Below are 24,326 nucleotides of genomic sequence, written 5' to 3'. Positions count from 1 at the left end.
GTCTCCCGCGACATGTCGCGGGAGACTATGGGCCGGCGCCGGCTCAGACGCAAATCCGCGCATCGGCGCGGAAACCGCCGCGCTCGAAGCGCCATTGATAAGCGTCGGTGCGGATCATGCCCAACAGCTCCTGCGTCGACTCCCGCCAGGTGACGATGCGCCCCCCGTGGTTCTGCGTCGACCAGTTCCGCATCAGCGCCTCGCGAAGCCGCATGGAGAGCGCGGCGGCGTCGAGCGGCGGGAAGAAGGTCGCGCCTTGTTCGGCGATCTCGCGATGCGCGGGAATATCGCTGGCGATGACCGGGAGCCCGTGAAAGGCCGCCTCCGCCAGCGGCAGGCCGAAGCCTTCCGCGATCGAGGCCGAGACCAGCCCATGCGCCTGCGCATAGAGATGACGCAGAGAGGCGTCGTCGGCGTCATCGAGCCAGAAGAGCCGCCGGCCATATTCCTCATGGTCGCGAATGCGGCGCGCGAGCAGCCGACCCTGCCAGCCGACGCAGCCGACGATGACATAGCGCGCATCGACTCCGGCGCGCCACAGCCGCTCGAACGCCTCGAGCGCGATCGGATAGGCTTTGCGCGGCTCCAGCGTGCCGACGCTCAGAAAGAGCGGCGCACAGGTCGCGGCAATGGACGCCGCCTTGCGGCCGGGCGCGGCCTCCGTCGCGGCGAAATCCGCGCCGAGCCGCCACCAGCCGACGCGCCGCAACGCATCCGCAGGATAGGAATGGGCGCGCAAATAGCCGACCAGCGATTGCGCCGTGCTCTGCGAGATGCAGACGATCGCGTCGCAGCTCGGAACCATCGTGTCGAACCAGCGCCGAAAATCGAGATAGAGTCCCGGGCTGATCGCGCCAGGATAAAGCAGCGGAATGAGATCATAGAGGCCGAGCACGTTCTGCCCGCCCTCGGCCGAGACGCGGCGCATGATCGGCGCATATTCGTCGACGTCGTGAAAGCTCGCGTCGAGCATCAGAAACTTGTCGCCCGGCGCGATCTCCACCTTGGGCGGCAGAGCGGCGTGGCTGTAATAGGAGACGAGCCTTCCCTCCTCTATGACGACAGGAAGGCCGGCGCCGCTGGCGACCGCCCAGCGCGCGATCTCCCGCGCCACGCGCTGAATGCCGGTCTCGAGCCCGTAGCGATGCGTCGCCGTCATATCGACGAGCACGCGCGGCCGTTTCAACGGCGCGGCGAAATCTGTGAGAGGCGCTCTCGGCTCCGCTCTCCGCGCAGGGCGCCGATACGCGCCGTCGTGCAGATGCGCGAGGCCCGCGAGCCGCGTGAGCGTCCAATAGAATTCCTTGGCTCTGGCATAGAGAAAGCGGCTCACCGGATCGAGCTCATAGGTCGTGCGGTCGCGAAAATCCTCGAGAGCTTCCCTCGCCAGATAAGCGGCGATGCGAGACGCCTGATCCATTCGACCCTCCTCGAACTCCACGCTCGCCGGAGCCCCGCATGGAAGACGCAGCAGGGGCGAGGCGCGATCCGCACTGTCGCGCGCCGGCTTTTCCGCAGTTTTTCCGATTTTTCGCGGCGGGTGTCCGAACGGCGGCGCGCAGCGTCTCGAAAAGGGCGAAAAAACGCCTTGCTCACGTCCGCAATCTCGTCGACCTGGAAACGATCGAGACACATTGACGGGATAGGTCTCGACTCCGCGACGGACACGCCGCCGCATGATTCCCGCTGGTGCGCTCGACGTGACGAAGACAGACGCGATCCTCCTGGTCGAGGACGACGCCGAAATCGGCGATTTGATCTCTCGCTATCTGCAGACCCATCAGATTGACGTCGCCGTCGTGGCCGATGGCGCGACGATGGACACGGCGCTCGCCAAGCGCGAGTTCGATCTCGTGATCCTCGACCTCAATCTCCCGGGCGAAAACGGCCTCTCCATCTGCCGCAGGCTGCGCGCCGACCGCAATCTGCCGATCGTCATCGTCACCGCGCAGGGCGAGGACGTCGACCGCATTCTCGGCCTCGAGATGGGCGCCGACGATTATCTGGTGAAGCCCTTCAACCCGCGCGAATTGCTCGCCCGCATCCGCTCCGTGCTGCGCCGCGCGCGCGCCGCCTTCGCCGGCCGCGACGAGACGAGCTCGCGCTATTATCTCTTCGAGGGCTGGCGCGTGGACATAATGGCGCATCAGGTGACGACGCCCGCCGGCACCAAAGTGGCGCTCACCAGCGCCGAATTCGATCTCCTCTACGCGCTGTGCGAGCGGCCCAATCGCGTGCTGACGCGCGACCAGCTCATCGATCTGACGCATGGCCCGACCGCCGGCCCCTTTCAGCGCAGCATAGACGTGCTCATAAGCCGGCTGCGGCAAAAGATGGAGAGCGACCCGAAGAACCCGCGCTATATTCAGACCATCCGCTCGGAAGGCTATTTGTTCACGCCGCAGGTGGTGCGCGCGTGACACGATTTTGGCGCACGCTGCGGCCCGATCATCTCGCCGGTCAGATCGCTATTCTGGTGCTCGCGTCCATCGTGCTGTTCCACGCCTGCGTGGCGATCGCGGTGCATTTCTTCCAATATGATCGCGACGCCGCGCGCAAGGATCGGGCGCCGCCGCCATCGCATGTCGCCGCCATCGAGACGGCCTCCGCTCTCGCCTGGGCCTTCGATCTCGCATCCATCGCCGAGCGCGAGCGGCTCATCGCCGCTTTCGACGATCTCTCCCATGGATTGCGGCCGAGCCTCGCCAATGATCGCCCGCCTGCGGCGCAGGCTACCCGCAGCGAGCCTTCGCCGATCACTCTGCGCGGACGCCTTTGGCCCGAAGCGGAGGTCTTCAACGTCGCGCCCGACGGCCGTCGTCTCGCGATCGCGCTGCGCAAGGGCGGCTATCTGACGCTCGCGCCCATTTCACGCGAGTCGCGGCGGGAAGGATTCGGCGACGGCGGCCCCCGCGACCCCCCGCCGGGCGATTTTTCAGGCGCGCAGCCGGTAGGCTCACCGCCTCCCCCGCCGCAAAGCGGCCCGGCGCCGCCGCCCCCCATGGGCATATGGCTCGGCTCGGCGCTCTTCTTCCTCATCTGCGCCGCCATATTGACTCTCTGGACATCGAGCGCCGTCGTCGCGCCGCTCGTCGAGCTCGCCCGCCGGGCCGAGAAATTCCCCAGCGAGTCGTGCGAGAGCGCGCTGCTGGTGGAGAAAGGCCCGCAGGAGGTGCGCGACCTCACGCGCTCGCTCAACCGCATGCAGGCGCGCATCTATGCGATGATCGCGGCGCGCTCGCGCGTGCTGGCGGCGATCAGCCATGATCTGCGCACCATTATCACCCGCATGAGGCTGCGCGCCGAATTCATTGACGACGCGCCCTTGCGCGCCAAAATGCTGCATGACGTCGATCTCATGGATTCGATGCTCTACAAGAACCTCCTCTATCTGCGCGAGGAGCGCTACCGTCATACACAGGAGATCGTCGATCTCGACAGCGTGCTGCAGACGGTCGCCGATCAATTCGCCGATCTCGGTCATGACGTCGCCTATGAGGGCGACGGGCGACGCATGGTGAACGGCTCGCTCGTCGATCTGCAGCGCGTCTTCGCCAATCTCATCGAGAACGCCGTCACCCATGGGCGGCACGTCGTCATCTCGGTGGCGCGCGGCGCCGAGGAGGGCGTCCAGATCGACGTCTCCGACGACGGTCCGGGCATTCCCGACGCGGAGAAGGACGAGGTCGTCGAGCCCTTCGTGCGCGGCCGGCCAGGGCGCAATCTCAATGAGCACGCCGGCTTCGGCCTCGGCCTCTCCATCGTGCGCGCCCTGGTCGAGGAGGCGGGCGGCTCCCTGCGGCTGCTCGATCGCGAGCCGCACGGCCTCGTCGCCAGGGTGACGCTGCGACCCGCCGAAAAAGCCGAGGCCGGGGCGGCCTGATCGGCGCCCGCGCCTGCGCTGTCTGGTCGCGGCCCCTCGGCGCGACCCGCGATTCTCGGCGGCGCGGATTCGTGGTCTCATGACTCTTCTGCGAGTCGGGCGACGCGCCCGCTCTCGCCGACAATGAGGAGGAGCCCCGCATGAAACTCTCGCGCCGCCTCTTTCCGTCGCTGGCCCTGCTCGCGGTTTTTTGCGCGCCGGCCGCCGCCGCCGACTCCGCCCATGGCAAGCGCGTCGCCGAGCGCTGGTGCTCCGCCTGCCATGTGGTGACGAGCGCCCAGAAGACCGCCAACGCCGACGCCCCCTCCTTCGCCGATGTCGCCCAGCGCCGGACAGACGCCAAGGCCCTGGCCAATTTCCTGGTCGATCCGCATCCCAAAATGCCGGACATGCATCTTTCGCGGCGGGAGATCGACGATATCGTCGCCTATATCCGCAGCCTCGACCCGCGCCCGCGCGAGCCGGAGCAGGGCATAGACCGCTACGAGCGGCCGAAAAACGGGTGAAGCGACAGAACGCGCCTTCCATGATAGGCTCTGCGCCATGATCCTCGGCCGGAGCCGCTCATGAAGGTCGAATTGACTCCCGACGCCGCCCAATGGGTGGAAGCCGCGCTGGCGGCCGGCCGCTTCGCGAGCGCAGAAGAGGCGATCCGTTACGCCGTCGATCGCATCAAGCTATCCGAGCTACGCGCCGAACTGGCCGCGGCCGAGGCGGAAGGCGGAGCCTTCGACGCCGACGCGGTGAAGCGCTTCGCGCGCGATCGTCTCGCCGCCGAGCAGCGGACGTCAGACCACTGACGTGACCCGGCTCGTCTATCGTGCTGCGGCTCGCCGCGCCCTGGCGGAAATCGCCGCCCATATCGCCCGCGAGAGCGGCAGTCGCTCCGTGGCGGAAAACTTCGTCGATAGGCTCGTCGCCTATTGTGAGAAGCTCGCATCCCTGCCGGGCCTACTCGGCCGGCCGAGGCCGGAACTCGGCCGAGACTATCGCAGCATTCCCTTCGGAAATTATGTGATACTGCTGCGTTATGCGGATCAAGACGGCCCGCGCAGCGGCATATATATCGTCCATATCATTCACGGCGCTCGCGATATCGAAGCCGTCTCGGAACCTTTCGACCGAGATCCCGACGCTTAAAAATTCCTCCCCGCTGGACCCCCGCCGCGCGAGGCCCTAATCAGTCCCGATCGCTCCACGGGACCCAAAAACCATGGCCTATGCGGTCAAGGAAGCCTTCAAGACGCTGCAGGGGGAGGGCCGCCATTCCGGGCGGGCCGCCGTCTTCTGCCGTTTTGCCGGCTGCAACCTCTGGAGCGGCCGTGAGGCCGACCGGGGCGCCGCCGATTGCCGCTTCTGCGACACGGATTTCGTCGGCGTCGACGGCGAGAATGGCGGGAAATTCTCGGGCGCCGAAGCCCTCGCCGCCCATTTGGCGCAACTCTGGGGGGAAGATCGCGAGCGGCGTTTCGTCGTCTTGACCGGCGGCGAGCCGATGTTGCAAATCGACGCCGCGCTGCTCGATGCGCTCCACACCGAGGGTTTCGAGATCGCGATCGAGACCAATGGGACGATTCCCGTCCCGCCGGCGGTCGATTGGATCTGCGTCAGCCCCAAGGCGGGCGCGCCGCTGGTCCAGACCAAAGGCGACGAGCTCAAGCTCGTCTATCCGCAAAAAGGCGCCGAGCCGGAGCTGTTCGAGGGGCTCGCCTTCGATCATTTCCTGCTCCAGCCCATGGACGGGCCGGAGAGTTTGCGCAATACGAAGGCGGCGATCGACTATTGCCTCGCGCATCCGCGCTGGCGGTTCTCGCATCAGACGCATAAGGCCATCGGGGTGAAATGACGGTTCTGTTCGAAGTCTATCGGGAGTTCTGCTTCGAGGCGGCGCACGCCCTCTACGACCCGGACCACCCGACCGGCGGGAAATACCGCAATCTGCACGGGCATTCCTTCCGCGTGCGGGTGACTTTGCGCGGCCCGCGCCAGGACGGCGAGGAATGGGTCATGGACCTCGGCAAGCTCGGCGCGCGGCTGCAGCAGCTACGCGAGCGGCTGGACCATTCCTTCCTCAATGAGCTGGAAGGCCTCGGCAAGCCGACGCTCGAAAATCTCTGCGTTTATATATGGAACGACCTCGAGCCGTCCCTGCCGGCGATCAACGAGGTCGGCATTTTCCGCGACACCTGCAATGAAGGCTGCGTGCTGAAGAAGCAGTGAGGGCGCCCACCCTCCCCTTCAGGTGGAGGGTCGGACCGCGAAGCGGTCCGGGGTGGGGCGCCGCGGCAGAAACTCGGGGCGTCACCCCCTCCCGAGCGCATTCGCGCTCGACCTCCCCCCTCGAGGGGGAGGTGGAAGCGCCAGACGTGCCAGGCATCTGAATCGCGCGCCCGCCCATTTGCAAAATCGCGCGAAAAATTGCAGTTTCCGCGCCAGATTTGGACGGCCGCCCTCCCCGCGGCCGCGCCTCAAAGCCGACACCCCCCATAGCTCCGTCATCCGGCCGACGCTCGTCGGCGCGGCGGCGCGTTTTTCGCTCTGCGCTGGCGCGGCGAATATGAAGGAGACAATCGCGTGAGCCTCGCTTGCGGGATCGATTTTGGAACCTCCAACTCCTCCGTCGGCTATATGGCCGAGGGCGAGCCGAGGCTCGTGCCGCTCGAGGGCGACAGCGTCTCGCTGCCGAGCGCGATTTTCTACCCCGCCTATGGCGGAAAGCTCGGCTTCGGCCGCTCCGCCATCTCGCTCTATATCGACCGCGAGAACGGCCGTCTGTTTCGCGCCATCAAGAGCATTTTGGGCGGCTCGCTCATTCACGAGACCACCGCCGCCGGCGGCAAGCGCGTCGCCTTCACGGCGATATTGGGCAGCTTTCTGCGCCATTTGAAGGACAAGACCGAGCTGAGCGCCGGCGCAGCCGTAGAGAACGCCGTGCTCGGCCGCCCGGTCTTCTTCGTCGACGATAATGAGGCCGCCGATCGCACCGCCCAGGAGCAGCTCGCCGCCGCCGCCCGCGCGCAGGGCTTCAAAGAGGTGCTCTTCCAATATGAGCCCATCGCCGCCGCGCTCGATTACGAGCGGCGCATCGAGCGGGAGGAGATCGCGCTGATCGCCGACATTGGCGGCGGCACTTCCGATTTCTCCATTGTGAAGGTCTCGCCGAAGAACCGGCGCAAGATCGACCGCAAGGACGATATTCTCGCCAATTCCGGCGTCCATGTCGGCGGCACCGATCTCGACTACCGGCTGAGCCTCAAGCAGGTCATGCCCTTGTTCGGCTATCAGACGCGGCAGAGGAAGCGCCCCGAGCTCGATCTGCCCAATGGCTATTTCCACGATCTCGCGCAATGGCATCGCATCGCCTTCCTCTATAACAACAAGAGCCTCGAGGAATTGAAGCAGCTGCGCGCCATCGCCGCCGAGCCGGAGAAGGTCGAGCGTTTCATCAAGGCCATAGACGATCGCGCCGGCCATCGCGTCGCTGGCGATGTGGAGGCGGCGAAGATCGTGCTCTCCGAGGCGGCGACGGCGGCGATCGACCTCGCCTATCTGGACGAGGCGCTGCTGATCGAAACATCGCGCGCGCTGTTCGAGGAGACGATCGCCAATGAATGCCGCAAGCTCACCGATTGCGTCGCGCGCTGCCTGAAGGCGGCGGGCGTGAAGGCGGCGGATGTAGATACGGTGTTCTTCACCGGCGGCAGCACTTTCATTCCGGCGATCGAGCGCGCCTGCCTCGTGCATACGCCGCAGGCCAAGATCGTGCGCGGCGACAAGTTCGCCAGCGTCGGCGTCGGGCTGACGATCGATTCGGGATTGAAATTCGGCTGAGCCGCGCTCAGCCCGCCGCAGGAGATTCGGCGGCGCCGGACAAATCCACCTCCACGCGCAGCCCGCCGAGCGCCGAGCGCGAGAAGCGCATATCGGCGCCATAGGCGTCGAGAACGTCCTGCACGATGGCGAGGCCGAGGCCGGCGCCGCCGGTCTCGTCGAGCCGGCCGCCGCGACGGCGGATCAGCGCTTCGCTGCCCTCCGGCAGGCCCGGCCCGTCATCCTCGACGATAAAAAGCCCGCCCCCGAAAGAGATGCGAATGCGCTCGCGCGCGTGGCGGGCCGCGTTCTCCATCAGATTGCCGAGAATCTCCATCAGATCGACGCGATCGACGGCGATGCGCGCCTGCGGCGCGATGCGCATTTCGAAACGCGCCTCCGTCCCCGCCGAGGCGAGCGTGCGGGCCAGCGCGTCCACCACTTCGGCGACCGGCGTCGGCGCGCCGCCCCGCGCGACGCCGCGGCTGCGCGCCCGCGCCAGCTCGCGCGCGACATGGCGATGCATGGCGTCGCCGATGCGATCGAGCGAGCGCGCGATCTCGGTCTCGCCCTTCTCGCGCAAGAGCCGGGCGTCGGCGGCGAGCGCGGTGAGCGGCGTCTTCAATCCATGGGCGAGATCGGCGGCGCGATTGCGCGCGCGCTCGATCTCCTTGTCGCGCTCGTCGAGCAATCCGTTCACCTCGTCGATGAGCGGCCACACCTCCGGCGGCGCCGGCGAATCGAGCCGGCGACGACGTCCCTTGGCGATCTCGCTCACCGCGACGCCGAGCCCCGCGAGCGGCGCGAGGCCGAGCCCGACTTGAATCCAGGTGGCGAAGGTCAGGCCGATCGCGATCAGAAAGAGCGCGGCGAAAAGCTCCGCTGCAAAAGCGTCCCGCGCGCGGGCGACGCCGGAGAGATCGAGCGCCACCAGCACGCGCAGGCGCGACGCCGCCGTCCCGCCGAGCGCGACGCAACGCTCGCCGCCGAGCAGAGCATTGCCCCAAGGCCCGCGCAGGCGATGATAGAAGATGCGCTCGCCGCTCTCGCAACGGCCGGAGAACTCCAGCGCCTCCTCGCCGAGCGAGGCGGAACGCTCGACGTCGCTTCTGTCGTCGCTCGCCACCTGCCAATAGAAGCCCGAGCGAAACCGCGCGAAACGCGGGTCCGGCGTCGCGGTGATGACGCGCAGCCGTCCATCGGAATCGACCGCGAGATCGGAGACGAGCTGACGGACATAGGTCTCTATGTCGTCGTCCATCGTGCGCTCGACATGATGCTCGAACAGCAGCGCCAGCACGAAGCCGGCGAGCGCCAGCGCGCCGGCGATGGCGGCGGCTCCGAAGAGAAACAGCCGCAGGCGCAGCGAGCGCGTTCTCATCGGTCGAGATCGGGCATCAGATAGCCGAAGCCGCGCTTGGTCTCGATCGCCTGCGCGCCGAGCTTCTTGCGCACGCGGCCGATCAGCACCTCGACGGCGTTGGAGCTCTGCTGGTCATGGCCATAGACATGCTCGGCGAGATCGGATTGCGGCACGACCTGACCGCGGCGATGCAGAAGATAGGCGACGAGGCGATATTCGATCGCCGTCAACTCGACCGCGGCGTCGTCGATCTTGATGGTCATGCTGCGCTCGTCCAGCGAGAGCGCGCCATTGCGCGTCACCGAGGAGGCGTGGCCCGCCGACCGGCGAATGATGGAGCGCAGCCGCGCGAGCAATTCCTCCGGCTGGAACGGCTTGGGAAGATAATCATCGGCGCCCGCGTCTATGCCGGCGACGCGCTCGCTCCAGGAGCCGCGTGCGCTCAAGGCCAAGACCGGCATGCGGCGGCCCTGCTCGCGCCAGCGCTCCAGCACGGCGAGCCCGTCGAGCCCCGGCAGGCCGAGATCGAGAATGACGGCGGCGAAATTTTCCGTATCGCCGAGAAACCAGGCCTCCTCGCCATTGTCGACGCTGTCGACGACATAACCCGCCGCGCGCAGAGCTTTTGCCACATCGCGGGAAATGCGCTCGTCGTCTTCCACCAGTAAAATTCGCATGTCACAGGGCTACGGTGCTATGCTCTGCTCGAACTTCGGTTGTGCGTCAGCGTCGAGTTCGAGCTCGTCAGCTTTTCGTCAGCTTCGATAAGCGAAATTGCGCGCCGACGCAAAGACCGGTTCCAGGCGGAATGAACATACAAAAGTTTCAGCATCTTGCCGTCATCGTCGGCTTAGCCGGCGCGCTTTTCGCGAGCGTGGCCGTCGCTGCGGATGAGATCGCCATTCCGCTGCGCGATCAGGATATCCAGGCCGCGGGCATAGAGACCAAGCCGGTGGAAAAAAGCTCCGGCTCGGATGAGCTGGTCGTGCCGGGAGTCGTGGTGGTTCCGCCGCAGCAATTGCGCATGGTGGCAGCTCCCGCCGCCGGCCTCGTCGAGACTATTCTGGTCTCGCCGGACGAGGAGGTGAAGGAGGGCGACCCCATCGCCACCTTGAAATCCTCCGAGCTGATCGAATCGCAGCGCGCTTTCCTCCAGGCCGCCGCCGACGCCGCGCTGGCCAATGAGAAGCTGCGCCGCGACGAGCAGCTCTACAAGGAGCGCATCATCGCCGAGCGCCGCCTGCTGGTGACGCGCGCCGAGGCGGCGCAGGCGCGCTCGCTGCTGGACGAGCGCGGCCAGTTGCTGGCGCTCGACGGCATGAGCGAGCAGGCGATCGAGACGCTGCGCAAAGAGCGCAAACTCGGCGCGGCGCTCACCGTGCGCGCGCCGGTGTCCGGCGTCGTTCTCACCCGCCACGCCACGGTCGGCGACCGCGTGATGGCCGCCGCTCCGCTCGTCACCCTCGCGCGGCTCAGGCCGATCTGGGTCAATCTGCAAATCCCGACCGGCCGCGCCGCCGGCCTCGACCGCACGGACAAGGTCGTGCTGCCGAGCCATGGCGTCGAGGGCAAGCTCATCCGCATCGGCCGCACCGTCGATCCGGCGACGCAATCGGTCACCGCAGTCGCGGAATTCTCGCCCGGCAAATCCCCGATTCGACCGGGACAGGCGGTGCAGGCCATTCTGCGCATCAAAGGAACGGGCGGGACGCTCTGGCGCGTGCCGGCCGACGCCGTTGTCCATTATCGCGACAAGGACTGGGTGTTTCTGCGCTCTGCGGATGGTTTTCGCGCCGTGCCGGTCGCCCTCGTCTCGGAGACGCCGCAATATGCGTCGATCCAGGGGCCGCTGTCCGTCTCCGATCAGGTGGCGACGCGCGGAATGCTGACCCTGCTCGCCGAGCTGGCTGCCAAGGATCCGAGCGCTAAGTGAGCGAAAGGCGACATGCTCGATAAACTCATCAAAGCGGCGCTCGGCCAGAGGCTCCTCGTCTTTCTCGCCGCGATCGCTCTCGCGGTCTGGGGCGCGAACGCCTATTCCAAGCTGCCGATCGACGCTTTTCCCGATGTCGCGCCGGCGCAGGTGCTCGTCTCCATGCGCGCGCCCGGCCTGACGCCGGAAGAGCTCGAGAACCGCGTCACCGCGCCGATCGAGATCGCCGCGCGCGGCATTCCCAATCTCGTGCGTATGCGCTCGACGACGCGCTATTCGGTGGCGCTGCTCACTTTCGAGTTCAGCGAAGGCACCGATATTTTCTGGGCGCGCACGCAGGTGAACGAGCGACTCGCCTCGGTCGCCGACCAATTGCCGGCGGGCGCCTCGGGGGGCCTCGCGCCCATCGTCACGCCGCTCGCCGAAATGCTGATGTTCACCCTCGTCGGCGGCGGGCTCACGCCGACAGAGCAGCGCAGCCTCGTCGATTGGACGATTCGTCCCGCATTGCGCGGCCTGCCCGGCGTCGCCGACGTCAATGTTCTCGGCGGCTTCGTGCGCACTTTCGAGGTCGCTCCCTCGCCCTCCGCCATGGCGGCGCGCGGCATCACGGTCAAGATGCTGAAGGACGCGCTCGAGGAGAACAATCGCAACGACGGCGCCGGCCGCGTGCGCGACGGCGAGGAGGCGCTACTGGTGCGCGCCGAGGGACGGCTGCGCACGCTCGAGGACATACGCTCCGTCGTCGTCGCCGCGCGGCCGACCGGAATCGTGCGCGTCGGCGATGTCGCCGAGGTTCGCAATGGCGCGCTGGCCCGCAATGGCGTCACCACGCGCAATGGCGAGGACGAGGCGGTATGGGCGCTGGTGCTCGGCCTGCGCGGCGCCGACGCCAGCACGGTCGTCTCCGGCGTCAAGGCCAAGCTCGAGGAGCTGAAGCCGCGCCTGCCGGAGGGCGTGAAGGTCGAGATTTTCTACGACCGCAGCGAGCTCATCTCCAAGGCCGTGTGGACCGTGCAGAAAGTGCTGATCGAGGCCATCGTCCTCGTCGTCATTCTGCTCTTCCTCTTCCTCGGCAATCTGCGCGCGGCGGTGGTCGTCTCGCTGATCCTGCCGCTCGCCGCGCTCTCCACTTTCGCCATCATGCGGCTCTACGGGCTCTCGGCCAACATCATGTCGCTCGGCGGCCTCGCCATCGCCATCGGCATATTGGTCGATTGCGCCGTCGTCGTCGTCGAGAATGTCGAGCATCGCCTCGCCGGGATGGAGAAGGCCGATCTGCAAGACCGCATCCGCGTCACCTACGAATCGACGCGCGAGGTCGCCGTCCCGCTCGTCTCCGGCGCCGTCATCATCATCACCGTCTTCTTGCCGCTACTCTCGCTCGAGGGGCTGGAGGGGCGGCTGTTCGCGCCGGTCGCGCTCACCATCGCCTTCGCCATGGGCTCGGCGCTCATTCTCTCGCTCACCGTTGTGCCGGCGCTCGCCGCCACCCTGCTGCGCGCCGGCGGCAGCGACGAGCCCTGGCTCGTGCGCAAAATCTCCGCCTTCTACGATCCGCTGCTCGAGCGCGCATTGCGCCGGCCCATGGTCGTCGGCGCCGCCGTGACCGTCGGCCTCGCTCTGGCGCTGCTCGCCTCCAATCACATCGGCCAGACCTTCATGCCGGTGATGGACGAGGGCACGCCCGTCATCACCGTGCGCAAGCATCCGACCATCAGCGTCGACATGACCGCCGAGACCGATATGCGCATCGAGCGCGCGCTGATGGCGCGCGTGCCGGAGATCAAGGGCGTGATGGCGCGCGCCGGCGCCGATGAGCTCGGCATCGACCCCGTCGGCCTCAACGAGACGGACATGTTCCTGACGCTCGCGCCGATGGACAAATGGCGCGAGCCCAACATGGCCTGGCTGCTCGGCGAGATGCGCCAGGTGCTCGACACTTTCCCTGGCATTTCCTACGCTTTCTCGCAGCCGATCGACATGCGCGTGCAGGAGATGATCATCGGCGCGCGCGGCGACGTCGTGGTGAAAGTGTTCGGCGACGACATCGACGAATTGAACCGCCTCGCCCGCGAGATCGCCGGGACCTTGCGCAAGATCGAAGGCTCGCGCGACGTCTTCGCGCTGCAGAACGACGGCATGCGCTATCTCACGACGCGGATCGATCGTCTGGCCGCCGGCCGCTTCGGCCTCAACGCCAGCGAGATTCAGGACGGGCTGCGCATATGGGTGGACGGCACGCAGGTCGGCCTCGTGCTCGAGGGTCCGGTGCGCACGCCGCTGGTCATTCGCGGCGATCCGGTGTCGCGCCGCTCGCCGGTGGATTACGCGCGCCTGCCGGTCGTCTCCGCCGACGGCAAGGTGGTGGAGTTGTCGCAACTCGCCGACATACACACAGAAAATGGCCCGATACAGGTGATCCGCGAAGAGGCGAGGCGCTACGCCACCGTGCTCTCCAATGTCACGGGACGCGATCTCGTCGGCTTCGTCGACGAGGCCAAGGCCGCCGTCGCCAAGGAGGTGCATACGCCGCCGGGCTATGAGCTGGTCTGGGGCGGACAGTTCGAGAACCAGCAGCGCGCCTCGGCGCGGCTCGCCATCGTCGTGCCGCTGGCGCTGGGGCTCATCTTTCTGCTGCTCTATCTCACCTTCAATTCTATGTCTCAGGCCGCGCTGGTCTTCTGCAACGTGCCTTTCGCGGCGATCGGCGGCGTCATCGGCCTGTGGCTCTCCGGCGAGTTCCTCTCCGTGCCCGCTTCCGTCGGCTTCATCGCGCTCATCGGCATCGCCGTGCTCAATGGCGTGGTGCTGATCTCCTATATCAACAAGCTCGTCGCCGAGGGCCGCGCCATACCAGAGGCCGTGCGTGAAGGCGCGCGCCGCCGCATGCGCCCGGTGCTGCTCACCGCGACCATCGCCGCGCTCGGCCTCGCGCCCTTCCTCTTCGCCAAGGGTCCGGGCGCAGAAATCCAACGGCCGCTCGCCATCGTCGTCATCGGCGGCCTCGTCACCGCCACCGCGCTCACGCTGCTGCTCTTGCCCATTCTCTACGATCGCTTCGACTTCAAGCGTCTGCTGCGCAAGCGCGCCGCGACGCAGCCCGCAACGACCACGGCGCCGGACTCCCGCTGGCGGATTCAGCGTCGATGAAAACCATGCGTTGTATTCCTCCGCTTCTTTCGACCACGCTCGTCCTTGTTCTCGCCGCGAGCGCGGCCGCGCAGACGCAGCCCAAGCTCACTGTCTCGCCGCTGCCGCCGGGCATAGAGGCGAAGGCTAAGCCGAAGCCGAAACCGAAGCAGAAACCGCCGGGCAAGCCCTTCGGCCTCGTGCTCACGCGCCATCTCGATCAGGCGATCGGCATAGATGCGCAGAGCGCCGCGCTGGAGGCGCAACGCCGCGCCGTGGCCTCGCGCTACGCCCAGGCCAATTCCTTCACGCCCGGCTCGCCCTTCTTCGGCGGCTCGCGGCAGGAGCGCGTCAAAGGCAATGTGCAGGGCTATCGCGAATCCGAGCTCGAGATCGGAATGCCGATCTGGCTGCCGGGCGAACGCGAGGCCTATGAGCTCAACGTCACCGCCGGCGTCGCCGAGATCGTCGAGCGTCTGGCGCTGCGCCGGCTCGATGTCGCGGCGCTGGTGCGCGACGCCTGGTGGACGGCGCAACGCACGGCGAAAGACGCGGCCATCGCGCGCGATCGTCTGGCGACGGCGCGCGATATCGGCAATGACATGAAGCGGCGCGTCGATCTCGGCGAAAACGCCGCGCAAGACGAATTGCTCGCGCGCAACGAGACGCTCGCCGCCGAGACGGAAGTGGCGCAGACCGACGCCGCCGCCAAGGCCGCGCGCGCCGCCTATGAGGTGCTGACCGACGGCGCCACGCCGGATGGAACGCTGGAGGCGCCATTGCCGGCGCGCCCGCCGGAGGATCATCCCGCGCTACGCGCGCCGATCGCCGCGCTCGCCAAGGCGCAGGCGCAGATGCGGCTGATCGAGACGGGCTTCATCGACAATCCGGAGATCGCCATCTTCGGCCGCAATGAGCAAGGCACAGAGCCCGCCACCGAAGATCCGATCCGCTCCAACAATAATACGGTCGGCGTGCGCTTTCGCATTCCGCTGCCGACGCCCGGCCGCAACATTCCGCGCATCGCCGAGGCGCAGGCGGAATTCGATCGCGCCAACGCCGAATTCGGCCGCGCGCAGAGGCTCGTCGCAGCGGAGATCAACGCCGCCCGCGCCGCCGTCGCCGCGGCGCGGCGCGCCGACGGCCTCGCCGCCAAGCGCCTTTCGGTCGCCAGCGAGCAGTTCGATCTCGCGCGGCGCTCCTTCCGGCTCGGCGAGATCAACGCTTTCGATCTCTATCGCGTGCGCCAATTGCAGCTCGACGCGCAGCGCGCGCGGGCGAGCGCGGCCATCGATCTCGGCGTCGCATTGTCGCGCTTGAATCAAGCCTTCGGCTACGCGCCGACTCTGTGACGCGCTGTCCCGCTTCTTTGCGAAGCGCGTCCCATTTTCTCCGAGAGACTACCCCTCGAGCCCCAGCGCCTGCCGCACCTTGGCGGAATAGCCGTAGAGATCGCCGCGCAATTGCAGGCGTCCCGCTTCATCCACGAATGCCGTGAAATATTCTATGTGGATCGGCAGCGGTCGCGCGAGATTTATATAGCGCTCGCTGGAGCCGACGAGCTTGCGCACGCGCTCCTCCGGCCAGCCGCTGCCCGGCCCCAGCACCGCCTCGGCGAGGCGGAAGGGCTGATCGACGCGCACGCAGCCGTGGCTGAGGGCGCGATGCGCCGAAGCGAACAGCGCATGATTGGGCGTGTCGTGCAAATAGACGGAGAAGTCGTTCGGGAACATGAATTTGATGCGCCCGAGCGCGTTGGATTCGCCGGGCTTCTGCCGCACGAAAGTTTGCCCCTTGCGGGTGATCACCTCATAGCCGCGCGCGGCGATGGCGCCGAGATCGCCGCCGAATTTGGGCAGCATCTCCTTCGTCAGGATCGACGGCGGCACGTTCCAATAGGGATTGACGATGATGAATTGCATCTTATCGGAGAACAGCGGCGTCGGCGTGCCCTCCTTACCGACGATGACGCGGGCGCGATGCGCGACATGTCCGTCGCGCACCAGAGCCAGCTCGAAATCGGGGATGTTCACCTCTATGCGGCTCTCGCCGAGATCGCGCGGCAGCCAGCGCCAGCGCTCCATATTGGCGATGATCTCCGCCTCCACCTGCGCGTTGGAGCGGCGCGGCGGCGCGCTCGGCGCCTCGCGGCCCGGGGCGGCGTCATGCGCGACCGAATGCGCGGCCTCGGCGAAACGCCTGTCGAGCTCCGGCAGGCCGGCGCTGCGCAACTCCACGAGCTTTCCCCGCAGTGCGCGATAGCCTTCATGCGGCGGATTATAGTCTTGCAGAACATCGCCCGCGCGCGATCCTGCGGCGGCGATGGTCGCGATCACGGCGCCGGCCTCCGGCAGAGCGGGATGCGCGCCGATGAGACGCGACAGGCGCCGCGGATCGATGCGTCCGCCGGAGGCCTGAGCCGCATAGGCGACGACCGCCTCCGACAATGCGAGCTCATCCGCATCGCCGCCGAGCTTCGTCTCCGAAGGATAGGCGAGGCCGCGCAGATCGAGACCATCGTCGCGCGCGCGGCTCAGCCGCTCTATCGCGGCCGGCGCCGAGGCGCGCCAGGCGCCGGCCTCGCGCCACAGCGGCTTATAGGCGCGCTGCGCATAAAAAGCGGCGACCGCTCTGCGCCGCGCGCGCTGCTCTAGTCCGCGCGCGGCGCCGGCCCAGGAGTCGAGCGCGAATGCGAAAGCGCGCTGCTCCTCGCTGAGCAGCGCCTCGGCGACATCGAAGCCGCCGCCGGCGGGAAGCACGGCGAGCGCAGTGGAGTTGACGATGGGAAGCAGCGCCGATGTCGTCGGCGGCGCGAAAATGTCGGCCGGGGGTTCCTCCATACGCAGCCAGGACACCTCGAGCTGCCGCACCAGCGGCGGCGGCGCGATGGTGAGCGGCGCGCGGAAAGGCGCGCGCGGCTCGGCGGCGGCGCCAGAGGACGAACCGAGCCCGACTGCGAACGCCAAAACAGACGCACGCGCGAAACTGCCGCGGAACACCATGCTCTTCTGCCTCACGCCACCGGGCGGCGCCACGCTGTCACGCGGGCGATCCGCTCACCAATGCTCACGCGCGCCGCTCTCGACTCGCGCCTTACGTATATTAACGTAAACGGGTTAATGCTTGGAATAGCTCGCCCGCCCCGCCACGAAGATTGCTTTTCCATTAACGACGCGGCGGCGACGGAGTCGAGTTGCGGCTATCGCGCGCCCGTCTCGCAATTAGCTGGGCGCGACTTTTTGTAGCCGCCGCGCTTTCCGCCGCAAATTCAACTCGCTCGAGCGCTTCGCGCCATTCTGCCGCAGGCGCGCGCAATTGTCGGCGATGAAAGCGCGGCGCAGTTTTCTCCACGACGATGCGCAGCGTCGTCGTCACAAAAAAAATTGCATAGAGGGAGAATCGTCATGCACAGCAATGCGGAGCTCTTCAAAGCCGTCGCCGGCATCGTCGGCGCGCTCGCCTTCTTCATCATCGTCCTTCACCAGCTCACCCGGCTGATCGGCTGAGAGCCTTCTCCTCGCGCGACTTCCCGGAGCGCCCCCGGCGTCTCCGGGATTTTTCAAATCACGTAGATCCGGTCCGGCAGCTCCTCATGGCCGCCGGGCGGCACATGTTTCGACAAAAGCCGCGCGCATTCGCCGATCGCATCGACGAAGCCGTCGGCGATGCGCCCCTCGCGCACGCGCGCGAGCAGAAGATCGAGCGCCGCGCGCCAATCCTCCTGCGGAATTTTCGCCGCTATCCCCTCATCCGCGACGATGCGCGCATAGCGCTCGCCCAGCGAGACGAAGATGAGCACGCCGGTACGCTCTTTGGTTGCCGAAACGCCGCGCGTGAAAAATTGCTCGATCGCCGCGCGATGGGCGCGCTCGCGCTTGACGAAGCGCGGCGTCAGCGCGAGCCGCAAGGGCGGCAGCGAGAACAGCAGCGCCGCGCCGATGAAGACGAGAATCTGAACGGCGAGAATGAGCCGCACGCCGAGCTCTGTGAAGAAGACGAGCGGCCAGGGCGCGACGAGCGCGATGAGCGCCGCCAGCAGCGGCGGCACATAGGCGTAATCGGAAGAGCGGCGCGCCAAGACGCAGACGATCTCCCCCGCCGTGCGCCGCTCGGCGGCGGCGATCGCCTCCGCTATGCGCTCTTTATCCGCTTCCGAAATGGGCATCACCAATCCCCCGAGGCGCCGCCGCCGCCCGACGAGCCGCCGCCGCCTGAAAATCCGCCGCCGCCATCGCCCCAGGAGGAACCGCCGCCGCCCCAGGAGGAGCCGCCGGACCAGCTGTCGTTCGACGGCGGAAAATAGATGATCGGCCCACGCCCGCCGCGATAGAGGCGCCGCCCGCCGCCGCGCGCGTTGGCGAGCATGGAGAAGAAGACGAACATGAAGAGCAGGAAAATGATGAAAGGCACGATCTCGTCGAAGCCCGGCTCGGAATGCTCGGCGCGCACTTTCACGCGCTTTTCCCATTCGGCGGAATCGCCGCTCAGCACTTCGACGATTCCATCGACGCCGCGCTCGATTCCGGCGCCGAAATCGCCGGTCTTGAACTTCGGCGTCACCGCCGTCGCGATGATGACCTTGGAGAGCGCGTCGGTGAGCGTGCCCTCGAGCCCATAGCCGACCTCTATGCGCATCTTGCGCTCATTGGGCGCGATGAGGAACAAGACGCCATTATTGGCCTTCGCCTCGCCGAGCTTCCAGAAGCGGAACAGGCCATTGGCGAAAGTTTCTATATCCGTGTCCTGCAGTGACGGCACGGTGGCGACGACGAGCTGAATGCCGGACTTCTCCTCCAGCTCTTTCGATTTCGTCTCGACCGCCTGCCGCGCCGCCGGCGGAATAATATGGGCGTCGTCGACGACGCGGCCGGTGAGCGCGGGAAAATCGAGCGCCGCGCAAGCGAGCGCCGGCAAAAGGAGAAAGACCAGCAGAGCGAGGCTTCGTGTCCCTCGCATCGTGGCGAAGACGCCGCGGCGACGCGAAGGCCACGAAGGAAGCGACGGCATCAGCGGCGATCTCCCATTGCAAAAAGATTCTAGAACTTCACCGTGGGCGCCTGCTCCGCGCCGGCGTTGGCGGTGAATTCGGCGAGCGGCTTGGTTCCGGCGAAGACGGTCTTGGCCCAGAGCAGCGTCGGGAAGGTGCGCAGCGAGGTGTTGAACTCCCGCGCCGCCTGAATGTAATCGCGCCGCGCCACATTGATGCGGTTCTCAGTGCCTTCGAGCTGCGACTGCAAGGCCAGGAAGTTGGTGTTGGATTTCAGATCGGGATAGGCCTCGCTGACGGCGAGCAGCCGCCCCAGCGCGCCGGAGAGCTGCGCCTGCGCCTCCTGAAACTGCTTCAATTTTTCAGGATCGGTGAGCTGCGAGACATCGACCTTGGCCTGCGAGGCGTGGGCGCGCGCCTCCGTCACCGCGGTGAGCACGTCCTTCTCATGCTTGGCGTAGCCCTGCACGGTGGCGACGAGGTTGGGGATGAGATCGGCGCGGCGCTGATATTGCGCCTCCACCTCGGCCCATTTGGCCTTGGCTTCCTCCTCCTGCGTCGGAATCGTGTTGTAGCCGCAGCCCGATAGCGAGAGAGCAAGGAAGAGAGCGGCCAGCAGAGACGGCCAGCGGAAGGAAAAATTCATCCGAAAGTCTCCTCATGACGTCACCGCCCCACCGAACGGAGCGCGCCCATTACTTAGGCTGCACATGAGGGCTTGGGAAGTGCGGGCGACGCCGGAAGGGGGACGAGTGGTGGGTCGGTTTGGGTTTCGGCTTGATGACCCTTATGGCACCTTCTCTAGCGCTCGAAAGGAGCCACGGGAATTCAGGGCCTTCGCTATGAAGCCTTGCATGAAAATTCACATAGTCTATCGTGACCTTCGTCGCTCTGTGGTCCTTTTTCGCTCGAGCGCATCTGTGTAGATCTTGGGCTGACGGAGATCACCCGGCGCCTCAAACCGGGCGCTCGCCATTGTGCGCTTCCGGAGCATAGTCGAAGACGATATTGCGGCCAAATAATCCCCTCGGCTGAGGTCGGAAGCATGTCATCACTGAATCTCCATTTCCTTGATGCCCGCGGCGCACTTACAAACCTTCGCAGTTGGCTTACGGCTTCTCTAAAAGAGAGCCACGATAGGGCGGTCGCCCTTATGCCGATTGGCCCCATCGATGTTATTGTGCAGACGGGAAAGCAGGTCATTCCCGAGAAAGGAATTCTCGGGTATTCGCCGGGGCCGGGAGTGATCTTCATCACTGTTGATCCTGATAATCCCGCCCTTTCTGCAAACTCAGAAGGATCATTTGAGCGAATGTTCGCCCATGAGCTTCATCATGCGGCTCGCTGGGAGGGACCAGGTTACGGGTCATCATTGGGGGAAGCATTGGTATCAGAAGGTCTGGCGGGCCATTTCGCTCGAGAAGTCTGGGCTGGCGCGCCTGAACCATGGGAACAACTCGATATCCAAGAAATCCGCCATCATGTTCCCTTTGCGGCGCGAGATTGGGACCGCAAAGATTATAGCCACAGTCGTTGGTTTTTCGGTGTTGGCGAATTGCCTCGGTGGCTCGGATATTCACTGGGCTTTCAACTCGTCTCCCGGTTCATGGAGGAGCGGGTGGACTGCAAGGCTTCAAATTTGGCCAAAGCGGAGGCACGAGCGTTTTTCGACAGCCTGACGAAAATCTGACAGGAATCGGGAGTCACCACAGTCCGGCTCGCATGTCGGTCCGACGCAGCGACCAGCTCTTCCCGATGAAATCCGCTCCTGGCGCATCGCGGGGCATTTCGATCCAAGCCGTTGCCTACGGAAGCGATGAATCCAGCCGAGCAGCCTCCGCTCTTTTCATGACGCTCCATTCGCACTAGCTTCGAGACCAGCTTGCAGTTTTCATCGCGACTCGCGCTGCGCCGCGCAGCGCGACCCGCAGCGGAGCCCCTTTCATGTCGACGGAAACCGTTCTCCAATCCCTGGACGCCGATCTGCCCGCGGCCACGGATCGCCTCTTCGATTTTCTGCGCATCAAATCGGTCTCCACCGATCCGGCCTTCGCTTCCGAATGCCGCCGCGCCGCCGATTGGCTCGCCGGCCAGCTGCGCGAGCTCGGCTTCGAAGCCAGCGTGCGCGACACGCCCGGGCATCCGATCGTCGTCGGCCACGCCAAAGCCAAGCGGCCGGACGCGCCGCATGTGCTGTTCTATGGCCATTATGACGTGCAGCCGCCGGACCCGCTCGATCTGTGGGTCAGCGATCCTTTCGATCCGCGCCTCGTGCAAGGCGAGAAGGGCGAGGAGATCGTCGCCCGCGGCGCCTCGGACGACAAAGGCCAGCTGATGACCTTCCTCGAGGCCTGCCGCGCCTTTCAGCGCAATGGCGGCCTGCCCTGCCATATTACTTTCCTCTTCGAGGGCGAGGAGGAGACCGGCTCACCCTCGCTGCCGGATTTCTTCGCCGCCAATCGTGAGGAATTGTCCGAGCCGGCGCTGGCGCTCGTCTGCGACACCGGCATGTGGAACGCCAAGACGCCCGCCATCACGACGATGCTGCGCGGCCTGGCGCAGGAGGAGGTGATCCTCAAAGCGTCCGACCGCGATCTGCATTCGGGCATATTCGGCGGGCCGGTCGTCAATCCGATCCATGTGTTGGCGAAGATCATCGCCGATCTCCATGACGGCGAAGGCCGCGTCACGCTGCCGGGCTTTTACGACGGCGTCGCCGAGCTGCCGGAGGAGATCGCCGAGCAATGGCGCGGGCTGGAGTTCGACGAGACGGCGTTTTTGAAGAGCGTCGGCGTCGCGCGCCCGGCCGGAGAGCGCGGCCGCAGCGTCATCGAGCAAGTCTGGTCGCGCCCCACTTGCGATGTGAATGGAATCATCGGCGGCTACACTGGCCCCGGCGCCAAGACGGTGCTGCCGGCGCAGGCGAGCGCGAAAATCTCCTTCCGCCTCGTCGGGACGCAAGACCCGGAGAAGGTGCTGGACTCGTTCCGCGCCTTCGTGCGCGAGCGCCTGCCGGTCGATGTGCGCGCGGAATTCGTTCCCCATGGCGCCTCGCGCGCGCTGCAGCTGCCCTTCGGCTCGGAGGCGCTGTCGCGCGCGCGGCGGGCCTTGCAGGAGGAGTGGGACAAGGAGGCGGCGCTGGTCGGCTGCGGCGGCTCCATCCCGATCGTCGGCGCCTTCAAGCGCGATCTCGGCATGGACACGCTGATGATCGGCTTCGCGCTCGAGGACGACCGCATTCATTCGCCCAATGAAAAATACGCCTATAGCTCGTTCAAGAAAGGCTCCCGCTCCTGGGCGCGCGTGCTCGCCGCTCTGGCGGCGTGAGCGGCGCGAGACGAAGCAGTCCCGCGCATGAGGGCGCTGGCCGCGAGCGGCGGGTCGGGGGTATAGAAGTCCATAGGCCTCATCGGAATCGAAATGCCCTCACCCGACACGCCGCACGCCGCCGATTTCCGTCCCTCGCCCAATCACAATGAGCGGCTGACGCCCATCTCCGCGCTGATCCTGCATTACACGGGCATGCCGACGGCGGCCTCGGCGCTGGCGCTGCTCACCAGCGTCGAAGCGCAGGTGTCTTCGCATTATTTCGTCGATGAGGACGGGACGATTCTGCAGCTCGTGCCGGAGGCGCGCCGCGCCTGGCACGCCGGCCGCAGCTATTGGGCCGGCGAGACCGATCTGAACTCCGCCTCCATCGGCATAGAGATCGTCCATCCCGGCCATGACGATCCGCGCCCCTTCCCGGACCGCCAGATCGAGGCGACAGCGGCGCTGTGCCGCGATATCTGCGCGCGGCAGGGCATAGCGCCGAGGCGCGTGCTCGCCCATTCGGACATCGCCATCGGCCGCAAGATCGACCCCGGCGAGTTCTTCCCCTGGAAGACGCTGGCCGAGCTCGGCGTCGGCCATTATGTGGAGCCCGCCGCCATCATCGGCGGCGCGGCGCTGGAGACCGGCGCGCGCGGCGACGAGGTGAGGCGATTGCAGCAGGCGCTCGCAGATTACGGCTATAAGATCGACGTCACCGGCGATTACGACCAAGCCTGCGCCGACGCGGTCGCCGCCTTTCAGCGGCATTTCCGCCCGGCCCTCGTCGACGGCCGCGCCGATTCCTCCACCATGGCGACCCTGCGCGCGCTGGCCGGAGCCGCCGCATGAGCGAGAAAAAATTCGTCGTCGTCACCGGCGTCTCCACCGGCATAGGCTATGCGCTGGCGGAGGCGCTGACGACGCAGGGCTATCACGTTTTCGGCAGCGTCCGCACGCCGGCCGACAGCGCGCGGCTGCAAGCGCGTTTCGGCGCGGCGAGCTTCACGCCGCTCCTCTTCGATGTGACCGACGCCGCCGCCGTGGCCGAGTCGGCGCGGGAGACCGAGCGGCGCCTCGAGGGCGCGAGCCTCGCCGGGCTCGTCAACAACGCCGGCGCGGCGTTTGCGGCGCCGCTGCTCTATCAGCCGATAGAGGAGGTCCGCCTCCAGCTCGAGATCAATGTCATCGGCCAGATCGCCGTCACCCAGGCTTTCGCGCCTCTGCTCGGCGCGAGCCCGGAGAAGCGCCGCGGCCCGCCCGGCCGCATCGTCAACATGAGCTCGGTGGCGGGCAGCCTCGCCTCGCCCTTTCTCGGCGCCTACGCCGCCTCCAAACATGCGCTCGAGGGCTTGTCCGACTCGCTGCGGCGAGAGCTGATGATTTTCGGCGTCGATGTGGTGGTCATAGAGCCGGGCGTGATCGCCACGCCCATATGGGACAAGGCCGAGAACGCGGATTTCGGCCGCTATGATTCCACCGTCTACGGCCCCTCCGCCCGCCGGCTGCAGAAATGGGCGGTCGAAAAGGGCCGGCTCGGCCCGCCGCCGGAGCGGGTCGCCGCCGCCGTGCTGCGCGCGCTGACCGAGAAGCGGCCCCCGGCGCGCATTCGCGTCGTGCCGAACTATCTATTGGATTGGGTGCTGCCGCGCCTGCTGCCGGCGCGGCTGCTGGACCGCATCCTCGCCAGGCGAATGGGGCTGCTGCCGCCGGCTTGACGCGGGGCGCGTTCCGGCCCACCAAGGCTCGACAGATTCCAGGTGATGGGTTCGCCGTATTTCCCCCTCTCCCCGCGTGCGGGGAGAGGGTCGGGGTGAGGGGCTCGGGGCTCGAACCCCAACGGAAAACGCCCAAGCCCCACATCCTCACCTTCTCCCCGCGTGCGGGGAGAAGGAAGACGGCAGACCTC

The 24,326-nt window shown here is 66.6% G+C and carries 22 protein-coding genes; 15 read left to right on the top strand and 7 right to left on the bottom strand.

Translation table 11 applies throughout. The annotated features are described in order from the left end of the window. Positions 1-43: 43 nt before the first annotated feature. The gene (locus GYH34_RS06400) at positions 44-1,420 is read right to left on the bottom strand and encodes a glycosyltransferase family 1 protein (protein ID WP_161912839.1); all 1,377 of its coding nucleotides are present in this window, start codon (positions 1,418-1,420) and stop codon (positions 44-46) included. A gap of 256 nt (positions 1,421-1,676) precedes the next feature. On the opposite strand from GYH34_RS06400, the gene GYH34_RS06395 reads away from it, so the two are divergent. The 8 genes from GYH34_RS06395 to GYH34_RS06360 all read left to right on the top strand — a co-directional run bounded on the left by GYH34_RS06395 (position 1,677) and on the right by GYH34_RS06360 (position 7,714). Next, a complete protein-coding gene (locus GYH34_RS06395) occupies positions 1,677-2,420 on the top strand; it encodes a response regulator (RefSeq protein WP_161912838.1) in 744 nt (247 codons plus the stop codon). Further along, a complete protein-coding gene (locus GYH34_RS06390) occupies positions 2,417-3,883 on the top strand; it encodes a HAMP domain-containing sensor histidine kinase (RefSeq protein WP_161912837.1) in 1,467 nt (488 codons plus the stop codon). Before GYH34_RS06395 ends, GYH34_RS06390 begins: the two co-directional genes overlap by 4 nt. Before the next feature lie 140 nt (positions 3,884-4,023). Next, entirely contained in the window at positions 4,024-4,389 is a 366-nt protein-coding gene (locus tag GYH34_RS06385) for a cytochrome c (RefSeq protein WP_161912836.1), read from the top strand. Between the two features lie 60 nt (positions 4,390-4,449). Beyond that, on the top strand, positions 4,450-4,683 hold the full coding sequence (locus GYH34_RS06380; protein ID WP_161912835.1) for a hypothetical protein: 234 nt from the start codon (positions 4,450-4,452) through the stop codon (positions 4,681-4,683). A 1-nt stretch (position 4,684) separates the two neighbouring features. Beyond that, complete coding sequence (locus GYH34_RS06375; RefSeq protein ID WP_161912834.1) at positions 4,685-5,023, top strand: type II toxin-antitoxin system RelE/ParE family toxin; 339 nt, start codon at positions 4,685-4,687, stop codon at positions 5,021-5,023. Positions 5,024-5,096: 73 nt separating this feature from the next. Further along, a complete protein-coding gene (gene queE, locus GYH34_RS06370) occupies positions 5,097-5,729 on the top strand; it encodes a 7-carboxy-7-deazaguanine synthase (RefSeq protein WP_161912833.1) in 633 nt (210 codons plus the stop codon). Continuing rightward, complete coding sequence (locus GYH34_RS06365) at positions 5,726-6,103, top strand: 6-carboxytetrahydropterin synthase (protein ID WP_161912832.1); 378 nt, start codon at positions 5,726-5,728, stop codon at positions 6,101-6,103. The genes queE and GYH34_RS06365 overlap by 4 nt, the downstream gene beginning before the upstream one ends. A 354-nt stretch (positions 6,104-6,457) precedes the next feature. Next, positions 6,458-7,714, top strand: coding sequence for an Hsp70 family protein (locus GYH34_RS06360; RefSeq protein WP_174242377.1), 1,257 nt, complete (start codon positions 6,458-6,460; stop codon positions 7,712-7,714). Between the two features lie 7 nt (positions 7,715-7,721). On the opposite strand, the gene GYH34_RS06355 is transcribed toward GYH34_RS06360, so the two are convergent. Both GYH34_RS06355 and GYH34_RS06350 read right to left on the bottom strand, forming a co-directional pair. Beyond that, positions 7,722-9,074 (bottom strand): ATP-binding protein, encoded by a 1,353-nt coding sequence (locus GYH34_RS06355; RefSeq protein WP_161912831.1) that lies wholly within the window; start codon positions 9,072-9,074, stop codon positions 7,722-7,724. Then, entirely contained in the window at positions 9,071-9,733 is a 663-nt protein-coding gene (locus GYH34_RS06350; RefSeq protein WP_161912830.1) for a response regulator transcription factor, read from the bottom strand. The genes GYH34_RS06355 and GYH34_RS06350 overlap by 4 nt, the downstream gene beginning before the upstream one ends. A gap of 131 nt (positions 9,734-9,864) precedes the next feature. Between GYH34_RS06350 and GYH34_RS06345 the strand changes: the two genes are divergently transcribed. Genes GYH34_RS06345 through GYH34_RS06335 form a run of 3 tightly spaced genes read left to right on the top strand, consistent with a single transcriptional unit; the run spans position 9,865 to position 15,473 of the window. Then, on the top strand, positions 9,865-10,989 hold the full coding sequence (locus GYH34_RS06345; RefSeq protein ID WP_161912829.1) for an efflux RND transporter periplasmic adaptor subunit: 1,125 nt from the start codon (positions 9,865-9,867) through the stop codon (positions 10,987-10,989). Positions 10,990-11,001: 12 nt separating this feature from the next. Then, complete coding sequence (locus tag GYH34_RS06340; RefSeq protein WP_161912828.1) at positions 11,002-14,142, top strand: CusA/CzcA family heavy metal efflux RND transporter; 3,141 nt, start codon at positions 11,002-11,004, stop codon at positions 14,140-14,142. A gap of 5 nt (positions 14,143-14,147) precedes the next feature. After that, on the top strand, positions 14,148-15,473 hold the full coding sequence (locus GYH34_RS06335; RefSeq protein ID WP_161912827.1) for a TolC family protein: 1,326 nt from the start codon (positions 14,148-14,150) through the stop codon (positions 15,471-15,473). A 48-nt stretch (positions 15,474-15,521) separates the two neighbouring features. On the opposite strand, the gene GYH34_RS06330 is transcribed toward GYH34_RS06335, so the two are convergent. The 4 genes from GYH34_RS06330 to GYH34_RS06315 form a co-directional block, all read right to left on the bottom strand. Next, the gene (locus GYH34_RS06330) at positions 15,522-17,087 is read right to left on the bottom strand and encodes a L,D-transpeptidase family protein (RefSeq protein ID WP_244635293.1); all 1,566 of its coding nucleotides are present in this window, start codon (positions 17,085-17,087) and stop codon (positions 15,522-15,524) included. Positions 17,088-17,680: 593 nt separating this feature from the next. After that, the gene (locus tag GYH34_RS06325) at positions 17,681-18,286 is read right to left on the bottom strand and encodes a TPM domain-containing protein (RefSeq protein WP_161912826.1); all 606 of its coding nucleotides are present in this window, start codon (positions 18,284-18,286) and stop codon (positions 17,681-17,683) included. Further along, positions 18,286-19,077 (bottom strand): TPM domain-containing protein, encoded by a 792-nt coding sequence (locus GYH34_RS06320; RefSeq protein ID WP_174242376.1) that lies wholly within the window; start codon positions 19,075-19,077, stop codon positions 18,286-18,288. Before GYH34_RS06320 ends, GYH34_RS06325 begins: the two co-directional genes overlap by 1 nt. Positions 19,078-19,157: 80 nt before the next feature. Then, positions 19,158-19,754 carry a LemA family protein gene (locus GYH34_RS06315; RefSeq protein ID WP_108916219.1) on the bottom strand — a complete coding sequence of 199 codons (597 nt, stop codon included), beginning with the start codon at positions 19,752-19,754 and terminating at the stop codon, positions 19,158-19,160. Between the two features lie 399 nt (positions 19,755-20,153). Here GYH34_RS06315 and GYH34_RS06310 point away from each other — a divergent pair, with 399 nt between their 5' ends. From GYH34_RS06310 to GYH34_RS06295, 4 genes are all read left to right on the top strand, one after another. Next, a complete protein-coding gene (locus tag GYH34_RS06310; protein WP_161912824.1) occupies positions 20,154-20,798 on the top strand; it encodes a DUF2268 domain-containing putative Zn-dependent protease in 645 nt (214 codons plus the stop codon). Between the two features lie 254 nt (positions 20,799-21,052). After that, positions 21,053-22,435, top strand: a complete 1,383-nt coding sequence (locus GYH34_RS06305) for a M20/M25/M40 family metallo-hydrolase (RefSeq protein ID WP_161912823.1) — start codon at positions 21,053-21,055, stop codon at positions 22,433-22,435. Between the two features lie 93 nt (positions 22,436-22,528). Beyond that, entirely contained in the window at positions 22,529-23,269 is a 741-nt protein-coding gene (locus GYH34_RS06300) for an N-acetylmuramoyl-L-alanine amidase (RefSeq protein ID WP_161912822.1), read from the top strand. Continuing rightward, positions 23,266-24,135, top strand: coding sequence for an SDR family oxidoreductase (locus GYH34_RS06295; protein WP_161912821.1), 870 nt, complete (start codon positions 23,266-23,268; stop codon positions 24,133-24,135). Before GYH34_RS06300 ends, GYH34_RS06295 begins: the two co-directional genes overlap by 4 nt. Positions 24,136-24,326 lie beyond the last annotated feature (191 nt).

Origin of the sequence: Methylosinus sp. C49 (assembly GCF_009936375.1) — a bacterium.
GTDB lineage: Bacteria > Pseudomonadota > Alphaproteobacteria > Rhizobiales > Beijerinckiaceae > Methylosinus.
Note: the sequence above shows the minus strand (reverse complement) of the source record. Positions and strands in the feature narration are given on the sequence as shown.